The sequence below is a fragment of the Paenarthrobacter sp. CCNWLY172 genome, assembly GCF_037402035.1.
GTDB lineage: Bacteria > Actinomycetota > Actinomycetes > Actinomycetales > Micrococcaceae > Arthrobacter.
Genome location: NZ_JBBEGB010000008.1, coordinates 109,953 through 129,570, shown reverse-complemented (window position 1 = coordinate 129,570; position 19,618 = coordinate 109,953). Strand labels below are relative to the sequence as shown.

Sequence of the window (19,618 nt, the reverse complement as noted above, 5' to 3'; positions counted from 1 at the left end):
GTTAAGGAACTCAGATGGTTTTGCCTGCGTCCGCCAACAGCGTGCTGCCGGTCATGATGGTGGACAAATCACTGGCGCAGAACAGCACTACGCGCGCAACGTCGTCCGGTGTTCCCAGCCGTCCCATAAGGCTGCCGGTCATCACCGCGTTCGTCCGGGACTCAGACGTCGGACCAGCGTCCCCGGTGTGCATGGCGGCAGCCGCCATGGTGCCCTCGGTGGGCACGAAGGTGGGCGCTACTCCCAGCACCCTGATTCCCAAGGGTGCAAACTCCATCGCCATCTGCTTGGTCATGCCGCGGACGGCGTGCTTGGAGCCCACATAGGAGGCAAGGCCGGGGGCTGTTCCCTCAAAGCCTGCGGTGGAGATGATGTTAATGATCACTCCGCTGCCGTTCATGTGTCGTGCGGCTTCCCGGGACCCATTGAAGACCCCTCTGGTATTAACGGCGAACACCTGCTCCCATTCTTCGTCCTGCGTTTCCAGGACCGGGATGCTGGGAAAGACGCCCGCGTTATTGACCCAGATGTCGATGCCTCCCAGCTCAGCTGCCACAAACGAGGCGGCCTTGCGCACTGATTCCGAGGCTGTCACGTCCATGTCGATCCCCAGCGATCGGGCTGGGAAGCGTGAAGCGATTTCTGCGGCAGCTTCCCGGGCGCGTTCGCCGTCGATGTCTGCCAGAAGAACGTCCGCCCCGGCTTCGGCCAACCGGGACGCGATGGCTTTGCCCAGGCCCTGGGCGGCACCGGTGATGACAGCCGTGCGGCCGGTCAGAGAGAGCAGGTCCCGGACAGGGGTAAGGGAAGCGTCGGCGAATGCGGTGGTCACGCGGAAACCTCGACGTCGAGTTGGTTGCTTCGGGCGACACTTCCCAGCCAGGCGAGGCTGGGCTTCGGTGTGCGGGTGAAGGTTTTCCGATCCACGGCAATCAGGCCAAACGTTGGTTCCCAGTGGCCCCACTCGAAGTTGTCCAGCAGGGACCAATGCAGGTAACCGCGCACATCAATCCCGTCAGTCATAGCATCATGAAGCCCCTGCAGGGCTTCGGTGGTGTAACGGATCCGCTGGTTGTCATCGGCCGTGGCAATACCGTTTTCGGTGACCATCACCGGCACACCTCCGGTTACAGACCATGCGTGGCGTACGGCCATGGCGAGGGCGTCGGGGCGGTAGGCGGTGCCCACCAGCGTATTGTCCGGGTTGGCAGGGTGAGGTACCAAGCCGTTGGCGTCCACTTCCTGGCTTGAGTATGCCTGCACTCCAACAAAGTCATCGCCGCGGCTGCCTTCCCAGTAGACGTCTTCCTTGCCGTAGCGGATTTCGAGGAGTTTCTCCTCCCCGCCAGGAGCCGCGGTGAGAGCCCCTGCGGCGATGGTCCACCCGACTTTCGCGGTGGTACGGGCTCGAACGATGTCTCGTGCAGCGTGGTGGATGGCGGTGAATGCCCGCCCTATCTCCGGATCCGCGTAGGTGAGGAAGTCGCTGTGTGTTTGTTTGGTCTCTTCCGTTCCCTCAACAGTGGGACTCTGCCACTGGCCGCCCTCTGCCACTTGCATGCGGCGCATGGCCGTCATGATCGCTGCCTGCATATTGGGTTCATTCATGGTCACCACCCACTCCACGTCTTCCAGGATGGTGGTGGCCTCTGTGACGTACCGCTGGAACTTTTCCGAAGCGTCCGGGGCCAACCAGCCGCCGTCGTTCGCGAACCACTGCGGAGTGGTGAAGTGCTGCAAAGTGACCACGGGCGTGACCTTCCGGGCGAAGCAGTGCTCGATCATGCGGCGGTAATGGGCCAGCTCGGCTTTGGAGAATGCTCCGGGCGCGGGTTCAATGCGTGACCATTCGAGGCTGAACCGGTAGGAGGTCAGGCCTGCGTCGGCCAAGAGGTCGATATCTTCACGGTAACGGTGGTAGCTGTCGCAAGCGTCACCGGAGAGTTCCATGCCTGGCATGGTCAGTTCACGTGCCCACCAGTCACTGTTGACGTTGTTGCCTTCGATCTGGTGGCCGGAGGTTGCCGCGCCCCAGAGAAAGTCGGCGGGGAAAGTGGTCATGGGTGTTCTCTTCTTTCGTTAAGTCAGTGTGTTTTCGGAGCGGTTTGGAAGGTATGGCGTCAAATCGCGGGTACGGCCTCGGGTTCGTGCATGGATACGGGTGCGCTGGCCCGGAAGCGACCTGGTCCTGCGTGGTGCTCGGAGCCGTCCGGGAAGACGATGCGCGCTTCTGTTTCGGCCGGGATGTCGGCATCGATCCGCAGGGTGTCGCCGTCGAGCTGCCAGTGAACGCGGATGGTGCCGTACGGGGACTCGTGGGTTCCCTTGGCCCAAGTGATGCCCGGAGCCAGCGTCGGGGCGATCACTACGGAGCGCCAAGCGATGGATCCCGGCGCCTGCCTCAGTCCCAGGGTGCGCTCGTGCAGGAACCTGAGGACAGTGGCTTTGCTGTAGTGGTTGAGGGAATCGTGCGCATGACCGTGCTCGTCGATCCCTTCCCAGGACTCCCAAATGGTTGTTGCGCCCTTGTCCACCATGGATAGCCAGGACGGTGCCGTGCGCTGGAAAAGGAGCTCATGGGCAACGTCGGATCGCCCCGCTTCGACGAGGACGGGAAGCAGGTCGCCAGTGGACAGGAAGCCCGTACCGAGGTGGGTTCCTGCCTCGCGGATCAGCTCAACCAGCCGGTCCGCGGCTTGCCCGCGCCGATCTGCAGGAAGCAGTCCGAAGGACAACGCCCTGACGTAGCTTGCCTGGGTGTCGGCCGCCGTCGTTCCATCGTCCCGAAGGTAGGCCAGGCGCCATGCATCGCGGACGGCTTCCGCGATGGTGGCGTACTTCGTTGCCTCTTCCGTCTGTCCCAGAACCCCGGCGATGCGCCCAAGAGTCGCGGCCGACCGGTACAGATACGCCGTCCCGACCTCTCCCTTGTCTTCCATGAACCAGGCCATGGGGTCGTCCTGGACGGGGTCGATCAGGTGCCCTTCGGCGTCGCGCTTCTTGGGTTCAGTCCATTCGCCCCAGTGGAACGTGCCATCCCACAGGTACTGCTCGTAGGGCTCGGGCGTGGCCGATGCTTTCACGCGCTCGTGGTGTCGGGTTGTCCGTGCCATCTCCAGTGCCCATTGGACCCACCGGACCATGGCCTCCCAGTTCTCGGCAAGAACTGCTTCATCTCCATAAGCCACATAGAGCTCCCACGGCACCGCCACGATGGCGTCTCCCCAACCGGCCGAACCGGTCATCATGGCGAACTGGTCATCCAGGTGATTCTTGATGCGGCGGCCGTCGGGAGAGAAGTTTGCAATCCGTCCATCCTCGAGTTGGTCGTCACGGACGGACCGCAACCACTTGCGACTGAACCCCAGCACGTCCCGCAGTCGCGTGGCTGTGGAAATGAAGACCTGGTAGTCGCCCGTCCATGCCAGGCGTTCACGCGTGGGGCAATCCGTGGGGACGTCCACTGCGTTGCCGAGGAAGCTCCACTCCCCGATTCGGTGCAGGGCATTCAGGTCCGCGTCGCTGCAGGAGAAATCACCGGTTTGTGGCAGGTCACTGTGAACCACCTGCATGGTGACGCCGGCATGATCCAACGGGGCCAGGTCCATGCCTGTCGCGTCGCGGGTGATGCGCGCGTACTGGAATCCGTGGACCGTGTGCCGTGGTTCAAAGACAGCACGCTCCTCCCCTGCCGAGACTTCGTCCCGTTGTGAGAAGATCCGGGCGGGTTCACCTGGCCGATGTGAATCAAGATGCGAGGTTGACAGGTCACCGTCAGGGCCAAGGTGCTCGCCATAGTCAATGACGGTACGCGTGCCGGCAGGTCCAAGATCGTCGAGCCGGATCCAACCGGAGGCATTCTGGCCAAAGTCTGCGATCCAGACACCGGGCCGCAGTTCATGAAGACTCTCAGCTGGGCGCGAAGCGATCACTTTGACCGGCGGGGCGGGTGACCATTCGATTCCCGGGGCGGTCACTTCGTCCACCAAAACCACGGACGGAGCCGCGGACGGAACCGTGAAGTCGACCGTTTGACCTTCCATGAGATCCGCACGGGTCGTGGGCGATGGTGCGCTGGTCCACGTGCCGTCCGTTCCGATAACGCGGTGGAAACCGTCAGCGAATTCAAGGTGTAGTTCAGCCCGGGCACCGAGCTTCGTTCCCCATTGCGCGGGGTGCCGGAACGCTCCCACCTGTCCCCGGTACCAACCGTCCGAGAGCTCGATTTCCATGCGGTTCCCGCCCGACCGAACCAGCGACGTCACGTCGGACGCCTGGGCGTAGAGAGTACGGTCGTACGACGTCGACCCGGGGGACAGTTCCGCTGTTCCGGCACGTTGACTATTGATCGCGGCAGTGTAAACGCCCAGTGCTGTGGCGTAGAGTCGGGCCGAGGTCACGGCCTGGGAGCCGGTCAGGTCTCCCAGATCAAACTCCGTAGCAAGCACGTGGGCTGGACGCTGGCCGTATGGCCTGTCTCCCTTCTCAACTGGTGAAATCCAGAAAGCCGTCCAGTCGGCGTCGAAAAGACCCGCCTCAAAAGAGGACCATGCCGACCAAGCGGCCGCTGGTTCCGCCGCGCGCACGCGCCAGGTGACCCGCTGCCTGCTGCGCAGTTCAGCCCAAGGCCAGGGAACAAAGAGGCGCCCGCCCGTGGACGCAAGTGGCTGCGCCACGCCGTCGACCGTCGCCTCAAGCTCGAAGGCCTTTGCCGGGATCCCTGCGCTGACTTTCCAAGACAACCGTGGGGCCGGCCCTGTGACAGGGAACTGATCCCCGCCGCTGTCTACGGTAAGCCCGAATGGCATGTGGTCCATGGTGGTTGGTTCTACTTTCGTCGGTGTTGATTCGAACGGTGTTTCCATTAGCGAACGGACTTAACCTTGAGAGCGATGACGGAGCCGCCAAGGAGCGCAAGGACAGCGCCGGCCAGATAGAGGAAGGTGTAGTTCTTGTCCGTTCCCGTAATGCCGATGGTGATGATCACCGATGCGATCAGAGGTGCAACGGCGCTTGGGATCTTTTGCGCGAAGGCCACCACCGCCATGTAGCGCGCAGTTTCCGTGCGGTTGGGCAGGATGGCGAAGATGATGGCTTGGTCAACGGTCGCGAACACGGCGATGGCAGTCTGCATGAGGACTGCACCGATGATCAGCTGCGGAAGCGACCAGGCGAAAGCCTCAGCCAAGGCCCCTGCCACGAAGATCAAAGCAGCGATGATGACGAACAGCCTGCGCCGCCTGAGCTTGTCCGAGAGGAATCCACCCAGCAGGGCACCTGCTGCTGCCGCGACGACACCCAACATGCCGATCGTGGCCACAACTCCGGCGACCTCCCGGACGGGCAGACCAAGGCGCTGCGCGTAAAAGAACGTGCCGAAGGTGGTGTTGAAGTACAGGCCCATGAAAAAGACGAAGCGGCCTAACCAGTTCCACGCGAAATCGGGGTACTTCCGGACGCTGAAACCGTAGCTGGCAACCACCGAGCGGAACGTTACCTGCGAATCAATGACGACTTCTTTGGAGCTGCCCTCCGGCTTGATGAGCGGGAAGAGTGCCAAGAGTACTGCACCGATGACGCCTGGGACCACGAAGACCAGGAGAGTGTTTGAGGAGACAGCGTAGGCAACACCAATGCCCAAAACGGGCGCAATCTGGGTCATGAGGCCTGTTAGCGCTGAGACCCGTCCGCGCTGCGCTTCCGGCAGTTTGTCCGCCATCAGGTTCTGAATGGCAGCGCCGGAGATCGACCAACCGGACATACCAAGGATCCATCCGGCTCCTACCACGAGGAGGTTGGGCGCCAGACCCATGACTACCAGGCCGACCAGACCGATGGCCGTCCCCAGGAAGATGAACGGGCTACGGCGACCAAAGCGGGACCTCGTCCGGTCGCTCCAGATCCCCACGATCGGGCTGATGATCAGGTAGACCAGCTGGGCTATGCCCGTGATGAAGCCCAGTACCTGTTCTTGGCCGGGGGCGAGCTCCGTGATCCTCACAGCGATGCCGTATGAAAGCGGCACCATCATGGCAATGGACGCTCCGAAGCTGGCGAGCATCAGCCAAAAAATGTAACTCCTGCTGACGGGACTCTGAGGTTCCTGCATCAGTTGAGTGCTCGCATCCGCGGTTGGCGGCTGGTTGCCAGGGACCGGCTGTGCGGCGGCGACGCCCCCGGCGAGGCTGGGGGCCTCGTGATTGTTCGTAGTCACCAATGACTCCTTCAAGAAAGTGGTCGCCCGCTGCCGGCATCCGCAGCGTGGCCCTGCGACGACATCGTCGAACCAAGTAAAGAGTAACCATCGTGGTTACTATTCGTGAATAGTAGTCATGGTGGTTACAATTGACAAGACCCTCCGTCGAAATTGCCTGCAGCTTTGGAAAGAAGGTTTGGCGCCGTGACCACAACTACCGAACAAGCAACCTCCAAACCAGCATCCCGCCGGCGCGGCCCCTACGCCACCACACCTGCCAGGCGCGCGGAAATAGTCAAGGCCGCCTCGGCCAGCTTCGCTGAACACGGCTACGAACGGGCCAGCCTCCGGGACATCGCCGCACGCGCGAACGTCACCCACGCCGCACTCCTCCGCCATTTCGCCACCAAAGACGACCTCCTGCTGGCCGCCCTGGCCCAGAGAGACGTCGATGACACCGACCTCGCCAACCGCATCCTGGAATCAAAAGTTCCTCGCGAGAAGGTACTGAGCAGTATTCTTCATGAAGAGTTCGCCCACCCCGAGCACCTCCGGAACTGGCTCGCCATCACCATCGCCGCCACAAACCCCAACCACCCGGCGCACGACTTCTTCATCTCCCGGCGCGTAAAGATGCGCGATCACTTCACCAGCAAGAAACTGTCCACCACCGAAGACAGCCAGGAACTGACCGCCGACGACAAAGTCACCATGGTGATGGCCATGGTGGACGGCCTTCGGATCCAGTACCTCCTGGACCCCGAACGGGAATCCCTGCACCTCATGGAAACGCTGATGCGGTTCATCGCATCCCCAGACGACGATTAAAGCTGGAGGATGAGCGTGCGACCCGCGAAGATCGGCAGAGCGCGGCCGCCAGCGACGACACCTTCCCCTAACCGGATATCTGTGGCGATGAGAGACGTTCGCCGACTGCAGCCGGAGGACAACCCATGGTGCCAGGCGGCACAGGACGCGGGAAGCGCAGTCCTGATCACGCTGAAATTATTTTCGCGGTTGTGGCTGGTTCTTTGGGTTTAGGGCCGGTTAAGGGTTAAGTACGTCCCAGCCGGCGGATGTCCTCGCGGAAGTCGGTGATTGTTTTTTCACTAGCGGTTGCCCGGGTCTGGGCGATGGCTTCGAAGTATATCCGGGTTGCTTCGTCATACCCGGCGAGTCCGGTCCAGCTTCCGCGGGTTCGCCTTGGATCAACAAGACGATTCATAGACAACGGTTTGGCCATGAAGATGCGGCTGCACCCCTGCGGCTTCACCGTTCTGGAAGGTCAACGCAATACAACGCTCCTAACTCCACCAACAAGCCGAAACCAAGAACTTTGACGCAGGATCTCGAAGTCATGTTGCGCTCAGTCCTGCTACCCATGAGGGGGTATAGGGCAACAATGTCCCACCGGACGAGCCAGGAGAGGACCGCAGAACCCCACTTCCGAGCCAGCGGAGGGCCCACCAGCCACGACCCTGAACCCGCTCCCCGAAACTGAACAGGCCAACCGGCGGTCAGGCACAAGCCGCCACCACACATCAGAGACCCGTGTCAACAATTGTCAACACGTTAAAGCAAAAACCCCCTCTGGCGAGGGGGTATGCTGTGCCCGAGGTGGGACTCGAACGTGATTCCCGGGCACACAAACGCTAGGAAGTGGCCGAAACATGCGGAATCCGGGCCAAACCGGCGGCCGTCCGAGGCAGTCCGGGGCGAGACGTGCGGACAATGTCAACACATCTTTCTTCTTTGTATCGCGGCCGAGCAAATGCACTCAGTCGCGACTGAGTACACGCGCCCTAACTCCGCGGGTACACCGCTTCTGCGCCAGCAGAATGCACCTCCGAACTGGGTATGCATGCTTGACGCCTCCTTCTTCGCATGTATCAGGGAGGTCGTGACCGAAACCAAATGACTCACGCGCTGACGACACTGGAAGGTCAGGTCCGGAACCCCTGCAATAAGGGAGCCCGCCACTCCGGCGAGCTCAGTATGACTTGACGGTGGATCTTCCGTTGACCGCCAGCCCCACAACATCGAGCACCGGATACATCGGCCACAACACTTAATTGCTCGGAGCTGAGCATCCGGGAACCAATGCTCGGCGACTCGTATGCGGAATCAGTTGACTGGAAATATCTCCGCCCATCTGCAAGGATGCCAAGTTGCTATGCAATTCAACGACTTCAGTGATTGATCATGCAATTTGACTGGAAATATTTGAGCGACTGTGCAAGGATTCCGCCGGATTGACTTGAATGATCTTAAAGGCTCTTCAACCTGGACCACTTACTGGTCAACCTTATCTGCGCCGCGACAACAACCACTCGCTGATAAATGCACAATCGCATCATTTGTTTCGTATATGCTTGCTTCCATGCCTTCTCACAGGAGGGCAGTACAAACCGCGTGTACTCACGTGTCACGACGGAATTATATTGGGGAATCAATGCATCGTTTATTCAGTAAGGGCTTAGCGGCATCCGGGATTGCTGCGGCACTTATTCTCTCTTCATCCCTTCCAGCGACTGCGGTAGCAGCACCCTCTAATGCAGATCCGTCTGCTTTGGAGAGCGTGCTGGACGCCCAACCGTTTACGGATGCATCTCAAGCCGTGGACGACGATCAAAAAATTTCGTTGTCCCCCGACGGATCCATGACGATCGGATCCGCAAAAGGCGACAAAGTAAGCGTCAGCGCGAGTGCCGATGGGCATGTGAGTCTCACAGAAGCGGGCGACGTAAGCTCCTCCGAGATTGCAGTTGCTCCGTCCACTTCCTTCGTATTCGCCGCCAGGGAAGGCGCCTCCGGAGCGGGGTTCGCCGTTCTCAAGGACGCCTCGGCAGCCCGATCCTTCGGCTTCGATATCGAGGTCAACGGGGCTCCGGCGCAGCTGAGCGTCGGCTCTACAGGCAGCGTTGTGGTCATGGATGCGACAGGTCGGGTCGTCAACTACGTGGAAGCGCCGTGGGCAAGGGACGCTAACGGAAACGATGTAGCGACCAGCTACAGCGTTGAGGGTGGTCGCCTGATCCAAAACGTTTCACCCTCGGCCACGTCCGTCTATCCGATCGTTGCAGATCCGCAGTTCGGCTGGAATGGACCATTCCCGGTTGTTCGGTTCAACAAGGCCGAAACCAGCACCGCCAGGGTTACCGCTGGAGTTCTGTCGGTCTGTGGCAAAATCGCTGCGGGACTTCCAATCGGGTACGCAGCGTGCGCCATCTCAGCCGTTCAAGTCGCGGCCCAAGCCGCGGTGGCCAACGCACGCGGCGAGTGCGTACTTCTTGCACCTGCTCCGATCGGCGTAATGGCATTCCGCTACACTGGTGGCTACTGCCAGTAATTGGAGAAAAAATTGTTGAACTATATTCGCGAGGCCGCAGAAGCACGCCGCGCAACAACCGGCCGTCGCGCCTATGGCTACATCACAGCAGGAATTATCCTTCTACTCATGCTGACAGTAGTACTATGGCAAATGCCACTTTGGCTATTCTTCGCTATCGTGGCAGTGAGTGTGGTAATCGACATTATTCTTGTACGAAAATGGATAAATGACGATCTGCTCAACGGATCCAAAGTTCAACCGTAGAGCTCTATCTCTCTCGAAATGAGGGCAGCAACGCAGCACCACTGCGTCGCTGCCCTCTTTTGTTAAGTCGTAGGGCGCGGCATTCCACTGCAAAGTTGACCTCGGCTCTACACGCGCCGGGACGACCGACGGCCATCAAGACCTTGGCAATGCACACAACCCTTTCAAGCCAAGGTTGCCTCAAGAAAAGATCTCGCGCATGACACAACCACGAGAACGTTGCCAAGCCCCGCCCGCCCGGGGCTCCCCCGTCACCCCGTCCATGAGACCGAAAGTGACGACTCGTCCGCGGCCTGCGCCCAGAGCGTCTAGTCCGTGACATGCGGAGAGGCTCAGAGTAATCCTCCAACTCGCAGGATGCCGATAACGGCGCCTATGACATGCGCCGATCGAACGGCCGACTCCATTCGCGCTATGGATGCGTTCACCGGGACTTGGCCGCTGTGCGTTACACAGGCAAAGCCTCTGCCTCCGGCGTGCTGAGGCGGAATTCTTCGGCGGTCGGCAGTTCGGTGAATTCCACGAGTTCGACGTGGTGTTCTTTCAGCACTTCCAGTACCTGGTGCGGGGTGACACGGAAGAATTCGCGGCGGAGGTTGACCTTGTTGACGCGCTGCTCAGCGAACGTCCGATGCAGCATTGCCTCGGTGGCGAGGGCATCGTCGGAGTAAAAGAGCGCATGGACATCGAACCGGAACGGTACGGACGCATCTCCGAGTTCGTTGACTCGGTCCATAGGCTCCAACCGGCGGGTCATCCCAATCTTGACCATGCTTTCCCCGAAAGCGCCGATGTTGGAGATCACGTACACGTAGCCGGCGCGGATGTTTGCAGCGCGGCGTTCAACGTCGGCGAGGGCGAGTTCGTCTTCAGCGATTTTGGCCCGCATTCGTTCTGCGCCTTCGAGGTCGCCGTTGGCTATGAGTGCGTCCAAGGTTGCCTGGTGCATGGCCCGTTCCTTGGCGAGCTTTTGACGGGCGGCGGCGAGTTCCGCTTCGGCTTTCTTTTGCTCGCGCAGATCTTCGCGGCGGGCGCGCTCCAGTTCCTTCTCCGCGGCAAGAGCTTGGAGGTGTTCGGCGGCGAGGACCATTTCCTGGATGCGCAGGTGGTGGTAGGTCTCGTCGACTCGTAGGTTGATCATGGTGCCTTGGCGTTCGATCTGTTCTTTCGCTTTGGTCAAGCGCGCTGTCGCGGTTGCGAGGTTTCCAGCTTTAACCGTTTTCACGCAGTTCTCGGCTTCGGCGTTATAGGCACGCAACATGATGGTCGACATCTGGTGCACGAACTTCATGCCCTGCTTCGCGGAGTTGTTGAACGTGAAGTTCGATGTCGCGTGGATGGCCTGTTTTGCCCGAGCCATTTCCTTGTATTGGGCACGGACGGAATCCAGTCTGGCTGCCAGGTGTGCGGAGTGTTCTGCTGGGTGGTCGAAGTCGAAGATTCCTACCTCTTGCAGCGCCGCCGAGGCGCGAGCTGTCACCAGCTGGCCTTCGGCTTCGGCAAGTTCCGAACGCAGTGCCTGCAGGTGAGACTGAAGCTGCTGGTTTTCGGATGCCCATTCCCGGCGTTCGTTCTCGACCGTGCGGCGAAGTTCATCCCTGCTGGCTTCTATCTGGTCGAACTCGAGCAGGCCGCGCTCATCCAGGATTCTTTGCAGTCGCTCGACGTCGGCGAGGGCGGTCTCGGCTGTCTTCTTGGCACCGAAGAATCCGACCTTGCGCGCGCCTCCTGTGCGTCCCTGATTCAGTTCCTGCGGTTCCTGAGAATGTTGACGCGCCGGGGCCGGCTCCCGGGGAGCACTCGGTAAATCCGCCGGCTGTGCGGGCTGGACAGGTTGGACGTGATCGGTCCAACGCATACCGTCCCAGTAGCGGACAAGTGCAGAGTTTTGAGGGTCGGTGTACCAGCCGGCGGGAACGCTCACAAAGGGACCTATCGTCGTCGAAACATAAACAGCTGGGTTCATCACCCAGCAGTTCAGATCAACATGCCTAGCTCCCCCAGCATGATCTTGCCCTACCCGTGCCGGAAAGCTGAAGAAGTCTCCAAAACATTTCGTGCCGCAATTCAAAATCCACGAACATTTCTGGCGGGGTCAAGGGAACGCGGGCATTTGACTCTTCCGCGGGAACTCACATTTTCCCAACAGCATGACGGTCCGACACCGCTGAACCGGCTCAACTGCCCACGGCGTCAAAGTTGCGGGCCCTGAACAAGTCTCACGTCCGACCACTTTTCCTTGCTGGACCACCCGCCCTCTCCAGCCGACCGACACACCTCATCCATAAATTCCAAGGCGCTGACGCGGCGACCCGGCCCGGAACTTCGCTCTGCGCTCTTACGTCGCTCCCATCCTCACGAACTTTCCGGCACTCCCGGTCCCCCCGGTTGCACTACAGCCCCTACCCCAGCGCCCGGGTTCCTAACAGAAGGACACCCAACCCCAACAAACCACATGCACACCGAATTAGGGCAAGGAACAGGACCATGAACTCGCTGACCATCAAAAACCCAGCAGATTTACTCAGCTTCATCGGACACACCCTCGGCTTCTGGCCACAGGTGAGCTTCGTCTGCATCACCCTCGACAACAGCAAAGTAGGCGCAACGCTCCCCATCGACCTCTCCCGCCAGCCATGCCACGAAGTCCTCTGCGCCCGGACCGTCGCCAAGCTACCTCACAAATGACTCCAAAGCCACAAGCATTGTCTTCGCCCTGTATACCAGTGCCGCTTCCGAACCTGGCCAGTCGAAAGGCCACGCCGCGCTCCCCGAGTCCTCGCAGAACCGGCGTCACCATCCGCAACGGAATCTTCGTCGGTAGCGACACGGCCGCCCCCTATGACACCGGAGCGGGCCAGGACATCACCCTGCCACTCAGCACTACCGATTACAGCCAAGTCAACGCCGAATTCATCTACCGCGGCAGCACCATCGCCCCCCACTGACCAAATCACCCTGCCACCACGAACGCACCAGGCTGTGGAAGCAACCGTCATCGAAAACCACATGATCGCCATCAAGTCACTAAACCCCGAGAAAGCCGTCCGGCAGGCACACGAACTCTGGACCACAATGCCCGACAGCCGCGATTACCTCACAGAAGAAAAAACCACTGCCCTAATCGCCAACTTCCAGTTCCCGCACATCCGCGACCAGCTCATCCTTTGAACTCCCAAGCGCTGGACGTGTCCAGAGCGGCGATCTATTCGAGCACTGGGACAGTACCGTGGCCGTAGGTATCCAGAAAGCTGCTTTATTCAGCTACAGTTCACCTTCATCTCTCGCAGCAAGACTCTGGCGGTCCCTGTCCCCTAGTCGTCTCGAGAGGCCGTGTCAGCAAGGCTTCCCACCAGGTCCGGGATAAGGCAGCTAGGCGACATCCATATCAGGACATGGAACCAGGTCGCTCAACAGCAGTGGGACGCGCTGGTCGCAGCCAACCTTCCGCAGCCCCCATGACCCTGATCATAAGAGCCCAATAGGCCACGCCGACGGCCAGGGATGCCCACACCGCCAGACCCTTATCAATCTGAATGACCATTGGGTATACGAGCCAATGGGTGACGTATATATACAGCGAAGCACTGGCCATTAGGGCGACGAACCTGTGCATGCCGCGCGGGACGGGCAAGGTGTTAATCCAGAGGAGAACGAGGAAGCCCGCGAGAATCGTGGCGCTGCGGTAGGTGTCTTCGAAGGATCCCGGGATCGTGCATAGGGCAACAGCGGTGAGAAGGATGCGCTGCCAGAGCGTATGGGACACGGCGGCAGCCCAGCCGAAGGCGAAGAGCCACAGAACAGGCCCCTGGCCGGGATAGGGCAGCTCAACGACGTCGAACCGTTGCAGGAGATCCAAGCCCGCCAACGCGAGCGGCAAAGCCCAAGGCCATCTACGCATGGCCCGATCGACGGCCGGGATAGCCAGAAGCAGCGCCAGTCCGAGAAGGATGTGAACCAGCACCTCGACGAACCAGAAGCGGGACATGTCCGTCCACCCTTGCGGGCCGACGAGTGAGTTCAGAAGGAGAACGTTGTGCCAGGCGTAGTCATCAGTGACAGCGAATGCGACTGCTATCACCGCCACGCTGGGAACCACGATCCGGGCAATGGCCCGCAAGTGCCGTCCGAAACGGGAACGCCGATTTCCCTCAAGCTGGAACCGGGCAAAGTTGTAGCCGGCGACGGCCATCAGTACGTGAGCTGTTCCTTCCCAGGAGAACAGGCCGATGTGCGTGGAAACGATGAAGACGATGGCCACTGCCCGCAGGACGACGCTTGTCTCCATCGGTGCAAGCAACCGCTTTTGCCATGTGCGTACCCGCCCATGGATCGGTTTGGCGGTATGCCCGGCGCGCTCGGCCTGTTTCAGTCCGGGGGTGAGCTCGCGGATGGGCATCAGATGCCATCCCCGCCGAAGGTAACCGAGTTCCTGCTCCAGGCGAACTGAGGCCGCGACGTACGAGAGTGAGTCTCCGCCGAGCGACACAAAGGTGTCCGTGTCCGTGACGTTGGCCGTTTCGAGTACTTCGGCGAAGATCGTCCGCACGTCCGTGCCGGGGTGATGCGGAGGTGGCTCGTTGGCTGGTATCTCCGGTCGGGACGCCATAGCGATGATGGCAGGGTAGTCAGGCTTTCCGTTCGCCAGCCGGGGTATCTCGGGGACGGGATGGAGGTCGACGGCGGCGCGCGGCAGCCCAAGGTCCTGGGCGACGGTCTTTGCTATCAGGGCGAGATCGTGATCCCCTTCAACTGCGGCAACGAGCCGGCCATCTGTGCCTGCTACGGCCGCGCAAACCCCCAACCCGCTCAGAATGCGCTCGACGTGGCCCAAGTCCACCCGAAGACCGACCACTTTGATGAAACGGCTTCGTCTGCCCACGATCTCGTAGAGCCCGTTGGGGGTGCGCTTGGCCAGGTCCCCCGTTCGGAGTTCAGCTACGGTCCGTCCCAAGGCCAGGTCCTGAGGACTTTCGGCGTAGCCGAGCATGACGTTTGGTCCCGCGTAAATCAGCTCAGACTCTTCGAGTCCGGGAACATGTTCAAGCCGGAATGTTCCACCGGGCACCGGAACTCCGATGGCCTGTGGATGTTCAGCGGCGAGGTCCGGTGGCAGGTAGGCCATTCTGGCGGTGGCTTCGGTCTGTCCGTACATGACAACGAGGTCCCAGCCCCGTCGTGCACCAAGCCCAGCGTAGTCTCGAACATTGTCCGGGCCAAGGCGACCACCGGCCTGGGTCACATAACGGAGCGAGGGCAGGTCCATGTCCGCGAAGCCCACCCGTTCAAGCAGCTCAAAGGTGTAGGGGACGGCGGCAAACGATGTAGCCCCTTCGGCGTGGAAAAGATTCCAGAAGCACGGGTCCACCACGGACAAGTCGGTCACCACCAGCGATGCGCCCCGGAGGAGGTGGCTGTTGATCACCGACAGGCCGTAGCAGTAGGACATCGGCAGCGTGGTGGCTGCCCGGTCGTGTGGACCTATGCCCAGATACTCGGCAATGGACTCGGCGTTGGACTGCAGGTTTTCCAACGAAAGCCTGACCAGCTTGGGTGAGCCTGTGGAGCCGGAGGTGCTGAGGAGTAGTGCCAGCTCAGGGTGGAGTTCATGCCGGGTCCCGGGCCGGCGTTCCTCCAGCACAGGCTCGCCGGACCCCGAACGCATAATGACGTCGGGGTCGTACGCGGCCACGAGCGATTCGAGCGCAGCGGGCTTGTCCGCGGGCAGGAGGATGATCGCGTGGTTTCCGGTAAGCGCAGCCAAGTAGGCGACCAGTGAGTCCACGTCATTCGAGGCGGTCAGTGCAACAAGCCGACGGACAGGGCCGAGCCGGGCTGCGGTCGTAGCTACCAGATCTGCAAGCTCTGCGTACGAAATGGTGCGCGGGCCACCGCGAATGGCCGGACTATCTCCGAAACGGGCAAGCTGCGCGGCAAAGGGAACGGGTGCAAGGTCGAGCGTTGTTGTTGTCATTGAATCTCCTGGGGAAAGGCCACTCCCTCGCCGACAACGCGAAGGCACAGTTCCGTCCCGGGCTTGGTAATCGAAGCGTTCCAGTGCCGGATGGTGATCACCTCACCGCCGCCGGGGTAGCGGTGGCCATTACCGGAGACTCCGCCGTCGGCAGCGCTATAGGCCGCGAGCTTGATGCGGACAGTGGTCTCGGGTCCGAAGTAATCCGTGTCCACAACGACTCCGCGGATGGGTCCATCAGGCGCGATGCGGATCTGTTCCGGCCGCAGCATCAGCTGCACCCTTCCCTGGGCCGGGGGTCGGCGCACGGGAATACCCCCTAGCGAGCACGTGGCCAGCGAACCTTCCAGCCATGCGTCCAGGATGACGGCGTCACCGAGGAACTCGGCGGTGGCGCGGTCCGCCGGGCGGGTGTACACCACAAAGGGATTGCCGATCTGCGCCAGTTTTCCACCCCGCATGATTGCTACCTGGTCCGCAAACGACAGCGCTTCAGCCTGGTCATGCGTCACGAGGATGGTGGTCACACCCGCGGCGTCCAGCACCTCAGCCACCGCCCGCCGCGTGGCGACGCGCAGGCCCGCGTCAAGGGCCGAGAACGGCTCGTCCAGCAGCATGAGTTCAGGTTCCCGCGCAAGAGCACGCGCCAGGGCAACGCGCTGTTGCTGGCCGCCGGACAGCTGGTGCGGGCGCCGCTTGGCCATGGAACCGTCCAGCGCGACCATCTCGAGCAGCTCCTGGACGCGGGCGCCCACGGCCCGCCGACCGCCGTCGAGCTTTCCGGAATCCAGCCCGAAGGCTATGTTCTGCCCCACGGAAAGGTGCGGAAACAGGGCGCCGTCCTGGGCAACATAGCCGATCTGGCGCTTGTGGGCCGGAACCCGGACTCCGTTGCCGGCAACGGTGGAACCGCTGAGGCTGATGGTCCCGGTGTCGGGATGTTCGAAGCCTGCAATGAGCCGTAACAGGGTGGTCTTGCCCGAGCCGGAAGGTCCAACGATGGCGGTTGTTCGCCCCAGTGCGACGGATAGGTTGACGCCCTTCAATACTGCCTGGGAACCGAAGTTCTTAGTGACATCGGAGATGTCCAAGTGCGTGTTGGTGCTGGGTGCCACAGCGGGTGCAACCCGCGGCGCTGAAAGCCTGGGCGGAGATTGTTCGGTCACGGTCCGGCAACTTTCTTGGACTGGTGGAAGAGCAGGTAGGTCATGGGGGCCGAGAGCAGGATCATCAACAACGCGTACGGTGCTGCACCGGCATAGTCGATCTCGCTGCTCTTGCTCCAAAATTCGGTGGCCAGGGTCCGGGTCCCGTTCGGCGAGAGCAGAAGCGTTGCCGTCAACTCATTGACGATGGCAAGGAATACCAAGGCCGCACCGCCGGCAGCCGCAGGGGCAGTGAGCCGCAGGGTGACCTTGAAGAACGACGCCAAGGGAGCCTTGCCGAGGGATTGCGCGGCCTCATCCAGCTCTTTGGGTGCTTGGGCAAGGCCGGCCCGAAGGTTGACCAGTGCCCGGGGAAGGAAGAGCAGCACGTACGCCGCAACCAGGACCCCTGCTGTCTGATATATGCCCGGCAGAACCCTGATGCTGACGGTGACGAACGCCAAGCCCACAACGATGCCCGGCAGTGAGCTCGTTACATAGTTGGACAGCTCCAGGACCTTGCTGAACCAGCTGGGCCGCCTGACCGCAAGGTATGCCATGGGGAACGCCACCACGGTGGTGGCCACCGCGCCGGCAGCCCCATACAGAAGGGTTTGCAGCAATGCCGGGGCGAACTCGCCGACCACCCACACCTCCGGGCCACCCGCAGCGATCCAGCGCAGGACCATCCAGACCGGCACGCCGAAGGCCAGGATCGTGACCGCAAGCATGGCCAACTGGGCTGGGGCCTGGAACTTACCCAGCTCCAGCCTTGTTGCTTTCGCCTGTGCGCCCGAACCGATCCTTGCGTAGCGGGCCGTACCGCGGCTCTTCACCTCGGCCAGGAGCAGGACCAGGCACAGGAAAACAAGGACGCTGGCCAGCATGTTTCCGGCCTTGCCGTTGAACGTCGACTGGAACTGGACCATGATCGCCGTCGTGAAGGTATCAAAGCGGATCATCGCGAAGGCTCCGTACTCCGCGAGGAGATGCAACGCCACCAGCAGGGCGCCACCGGTCATGGCAATGCGGAGCTGCGGCAACACCACCCTGAGGAACACTGCCCAGGGATCCAGACCCAACGAAGCCGCAGACTGCTCAATAGCGGGGTCCAGCCTGCTTAGCGTTGCCGCGGCTGGAATGTAGACCAAAGGGAAGTAGGACAGCGTGGCGATCAGCACGCCTGACCATATGCCCTCCAGCGACGGTATCGCGGACACCCACGCATAGCTGTTCACGAACGCCGGAACTGCCAGTGGCGCAGCCAGCGCAACAGCCCACCATGTGCGGCCACGCAAGGTAGTGCGCTCCACCAGCCAAGCCCCACCAACACCGAGCACAAGGCATAGCGGAACGGTCAGTACGGTTAGCAGAATCGTGTTTAGGAGCAGCTCGCCAACGCGCGGACGGACTATGAGTTCGACGGCGGTGTCCCACCCGGTCGCGACGGTCATGTAGACCACGTAGCCGAGCGGCATCAGCGAAAAGAAGGCGATCAGGACCGCCAGGACCGATACGGTGGAAACGCCGAAAGGCGGGCGAAGGCGCTTGCCCTTGCCCGCCGTCGTCGTGCTTCCCGGACCTGGCCGGCCGGGAAGCGAAAACCTGGTGATCACCGAATTACAGCAGTCCCGCCTGGGTCATCAGGTCGGTGACCTTGGAGGAGTTCAGCTTTGCCGGATCAACCACGGGAGCCTGCAGTTCCTTGATGGGAACCAGCTTTTCGTTTGCCTCAACCTGCGAGGCAATGGCGTATTCGAAGGACGTGCCGGTCTTCAGGATCTCCTGGCCCTTCTTGCCCGTGATGAACTTCAGGAAAGCCTGGGCGTCGGATGCCTTTTTGGAGGACTTCAGCACGCCACCTCCGGACACAGATACGAAGGCACCCGGATCCTGGTTCTTGAAGTAATACGGCGTGACGTTCTTGGAGTTCTCGCCGGTCTTGGCCTGGTCGCCGTAGTAGTAGTAGTGGTAGATCAACGCGGCATCAACTTCGCCGGCGTTAACAGCCTTCATGGCCGTGCCGTTGCCCTTGTAGGCCTTGAAGTTGTCCTTCATGCCTTTAAGCCATGCCTCAGTGGCGGCTTCGCCCTTCAGTTCCAGCAGTGCGGAGACTATGGCCTGGAAGTCGGCGCCGGTGGGCGACGCTGCCCACTTGCCCTTCCACTCCGGGTTGGCCAAATCCAGCATGGACTTGGGTAGCTTGTCTTCGCTGATCTTGTTTTTGTCGTACACCAACACGGTGGAGCGGGCTGCGATACCGGTCCATTTGCCGGTGGAAGGACGGAACTCTGCGGGCACCTGGTCAATGGTGGTCTGGTCTACGTCGGCGAAGAGGGCGGCATTTTCAACCTGAGCCATGGCCGGGGAATTCTCCGTCAGGAAGACGTCGGCAGGAGAGGCCGCGCCCTCCTGAATGATCTGGTTGGACATTTCAGTGTCCGACCCTTGGCGCAAGGTGACCTTGATTCCCGTCTCCTTGGTGAAGGCGTCGATCCATTCTTTGGTCAGGCTTTCGTGCTGGGCGTTGTACACCGTGATGCCATCGACGGCTTCGGACGGCGCGGGGGCGGTCGAAGCGTCGGAGCCACAGGCTGCGAGGGCAAGGGTGGCGGTGGCTACAAGTGCGATTTTGGCCAGCGCAATGTTGGGGATCTTCATGGAGATACTTTCTGCAAACTGTCGGAGAGAGATTGGGGACCCTCCCA

At 61.2% G+C, this 19,618-nt stretch carries 14 protein-coding genes; 5 read left to right on the top strand and 9 right to left on the bottom strand.

The genetic code is table 11. The annotated features are described in order from the left end of the window. Positions 1-10 precede the first annotated feature (10 nt). Genes WBN73_RS14160 through WBN73_RS14145 form a run of 4 tightly spaced genes read right to left on the bottom strand, consistent with a single transcriptional unit; the run spans position 11 to position 6,214 of the window. Positions 11-832, bottom strand: coding sequence for an SDR family oxidoreductase (locus WBN73_RS14160; protein ID WP_178995623.1), 822 nt, complete (start codon positions 830-832; stop codon positions 11-13). Further along, positions 829-2,061 carry a glycoside hydrolase family 1 protein gene (locus tag WBN73_RS14155; protein WP_337340586.1) on the bottom strand — a complete coding sequence of 411 codons (1,233 nt, stop codon included), beginning with the start codon at positions 2,059-2,061 and terminating at the stop codon, positions 829-831. Before WBN73_RS14155 ends, WBN73_RS14160 begins: the two co-directional genes overlap by 4 nt. 59 nt (positions 2,062-2,120) lie before the next feature. Then, a complete protein-coding gene (locus WBN73_RS14150) occupies positions 2,121-4,808 on the bottom strand; it encodes a family 78 glycoside hydrolase catalytic domain (RefSeq protein ID WP_337340587.1) in 2,688 nt (895 codons plus the stop codon). A 56-nt stretch (positions 4,809-4,864) separates the two neighbouring features. Continuing rightward, on the bottom strand, positions 4,865-6,214 hold the full coding sequence (locus WBN73_RS14145; RefSeq protein WP_337340588.1) for an MFS transporter: 1,350 nt from the start codon (positions 6,212-6,214) through the stop codon (positions 4,865-4,867). A gap of 186 nt (positions 6,215-6,400) precedes the next feature. Between WBN73_RS14145 and WBN73_RS14140 the strand changes: the two genes are divergently transcribed. Both WBN73_RS14140 and WBN73_RS14135 read left to right on the top strand, forming a co-directional pair. Continuing rightward, positions 6,401-7,024 carry a TetR/AcrR family transcriptional regulator gene (locus tag WBN73_RS14140; protein WP_337340589.1) on the top strand — a complete coding sequence of 208 codons (624 nt, stop codon included), beginning with the start codon at positions 6,401-6,403 and terminating at the stop codon, positions 7,022-7,024. A 1,831-nt stretch (positions 7,025-8,855) separates the two neighbouring features. Further along, a complete protein-coding gene (locus WBN73_RS14135; protein ID WP_337340590.1) occupies positions 8,856-9,545 on the top strand; it encodes a hypothetical protein in 690 nt (229 codons plus the stop codon). A 694-nt stretch (positions 9,546-10,239) separates the two neighbouring features. On the opposite strand, the gene WBN73_RS14130 is transcribed toward WBN73_RS14135, so the two are convergent. Next, entirely contained in the window at positions 10,240-11,715 is a 1,476-nt protein-coding gene (locus WBN73_RS14130; RefSeq protein WP_337340591.1) for a DUF4041 domain-containing protein, read from the bottom strand. Between the two features lie 563 nt (positions 11,716-12,278). On the opposite strand from WBN73_RS14130, the gene WBN73_RS14125 reads away from it, so the two are divergent. From WBN73_RS14125 to WBN73_RS14115, 3 genes are read left to right on the top strand one after another with little or no spacing between them, the layout of a single operon-like run. Continuing rightward, entirely contained in the window at positions 12,279-12,479 is a 201-nt protein-coding gene (locus tag WBN73_RS14125) for a DUF4192 family protein (protein WP_337340592.1), read from the top strand. A 38-nt stretch (positions 12,480-12,517) separates the two neighbouring features. After that, positions 12,518-12,739, top strand: coding sequence for a hypothetical protein (locus WBN73_RS14120; RefSeq protein ID WP_337340593.1), 222 nt, complete (start codon positions 12,518-12,520; stop codon positions 12,737-12,739). Positions 12,740-12,773: 34 nt separating this feature from the next. Further along, positions 12,774-12,962, top strand: coding sequence for a hypothetical protein (locus tag WBN73_RS14115; RefSeq protein ID WP_337340594.1), 189 nt, complete (start codon positions 12,774-12,776; stop codon positions 12,960-12,962). 217 nt (positions 12,963-13,179) lie between these two features. On the opposite strand, the gene WBN73_RS14110 is transcribed toward WBN73_RS14115, so the two are convergent. The 4 genes from WBN73_RS14110 to WBN73_RS14095 form a co-directional block, all read right to left on the bottom strand. Further along, positions 13,180-15,765, bottom strand: a complete 2,586-nt coding sequence (locus WBN73_RS14110) for an AMP-binding protein (protein ID WP_337340595.1) — start codon at positions 15,763-15,765, stop codon at positions 13,180-13,182. After that, entirely contained in the window at positions 15,762-16,931 is a 1,170-nt protein-coding gene (locus WBN73_RS14105) for an ABC transporter ATP-binding protein (protein ID WP_337340596.1), read from the bottom strand. Before WBN73_RS14105 ends, WBN73_RS14110 begins: the two co-directional genes overlap by 4 nt. After that, a complete protein-coding gene (locus tag WBN73_RS14100) occupies positions 16,928-18,388 on the bottom strand; it encodes an ABC transporter permease (protein WP_337340653.1) in 1,461 nt (486 codons plus the stop codon). The genes WBN73_RS14105 and WBN73_RS14100 overlap by 4 nt, the downstream gene beginning before the upstream one ends. Before the next feature lie 142 nt (positions 18,389-18,530). Further along, positions 18,531-19,571 carry an iron ABC transporter substrate-binding protein gene (locus tag WBN73_RS14095; RefSeq protein ID WP_337340597.1) on the bottom strand — a complete coding sequence of 347 codons (1,041 nt, stop codon included), beginning with the start codon at positions 19,569-19,571 and terminating at the stop codon, positions 18,531-18,533. Between the last annotated feature and the right edge of the window lie 47 nt (positions 19,572-19,618).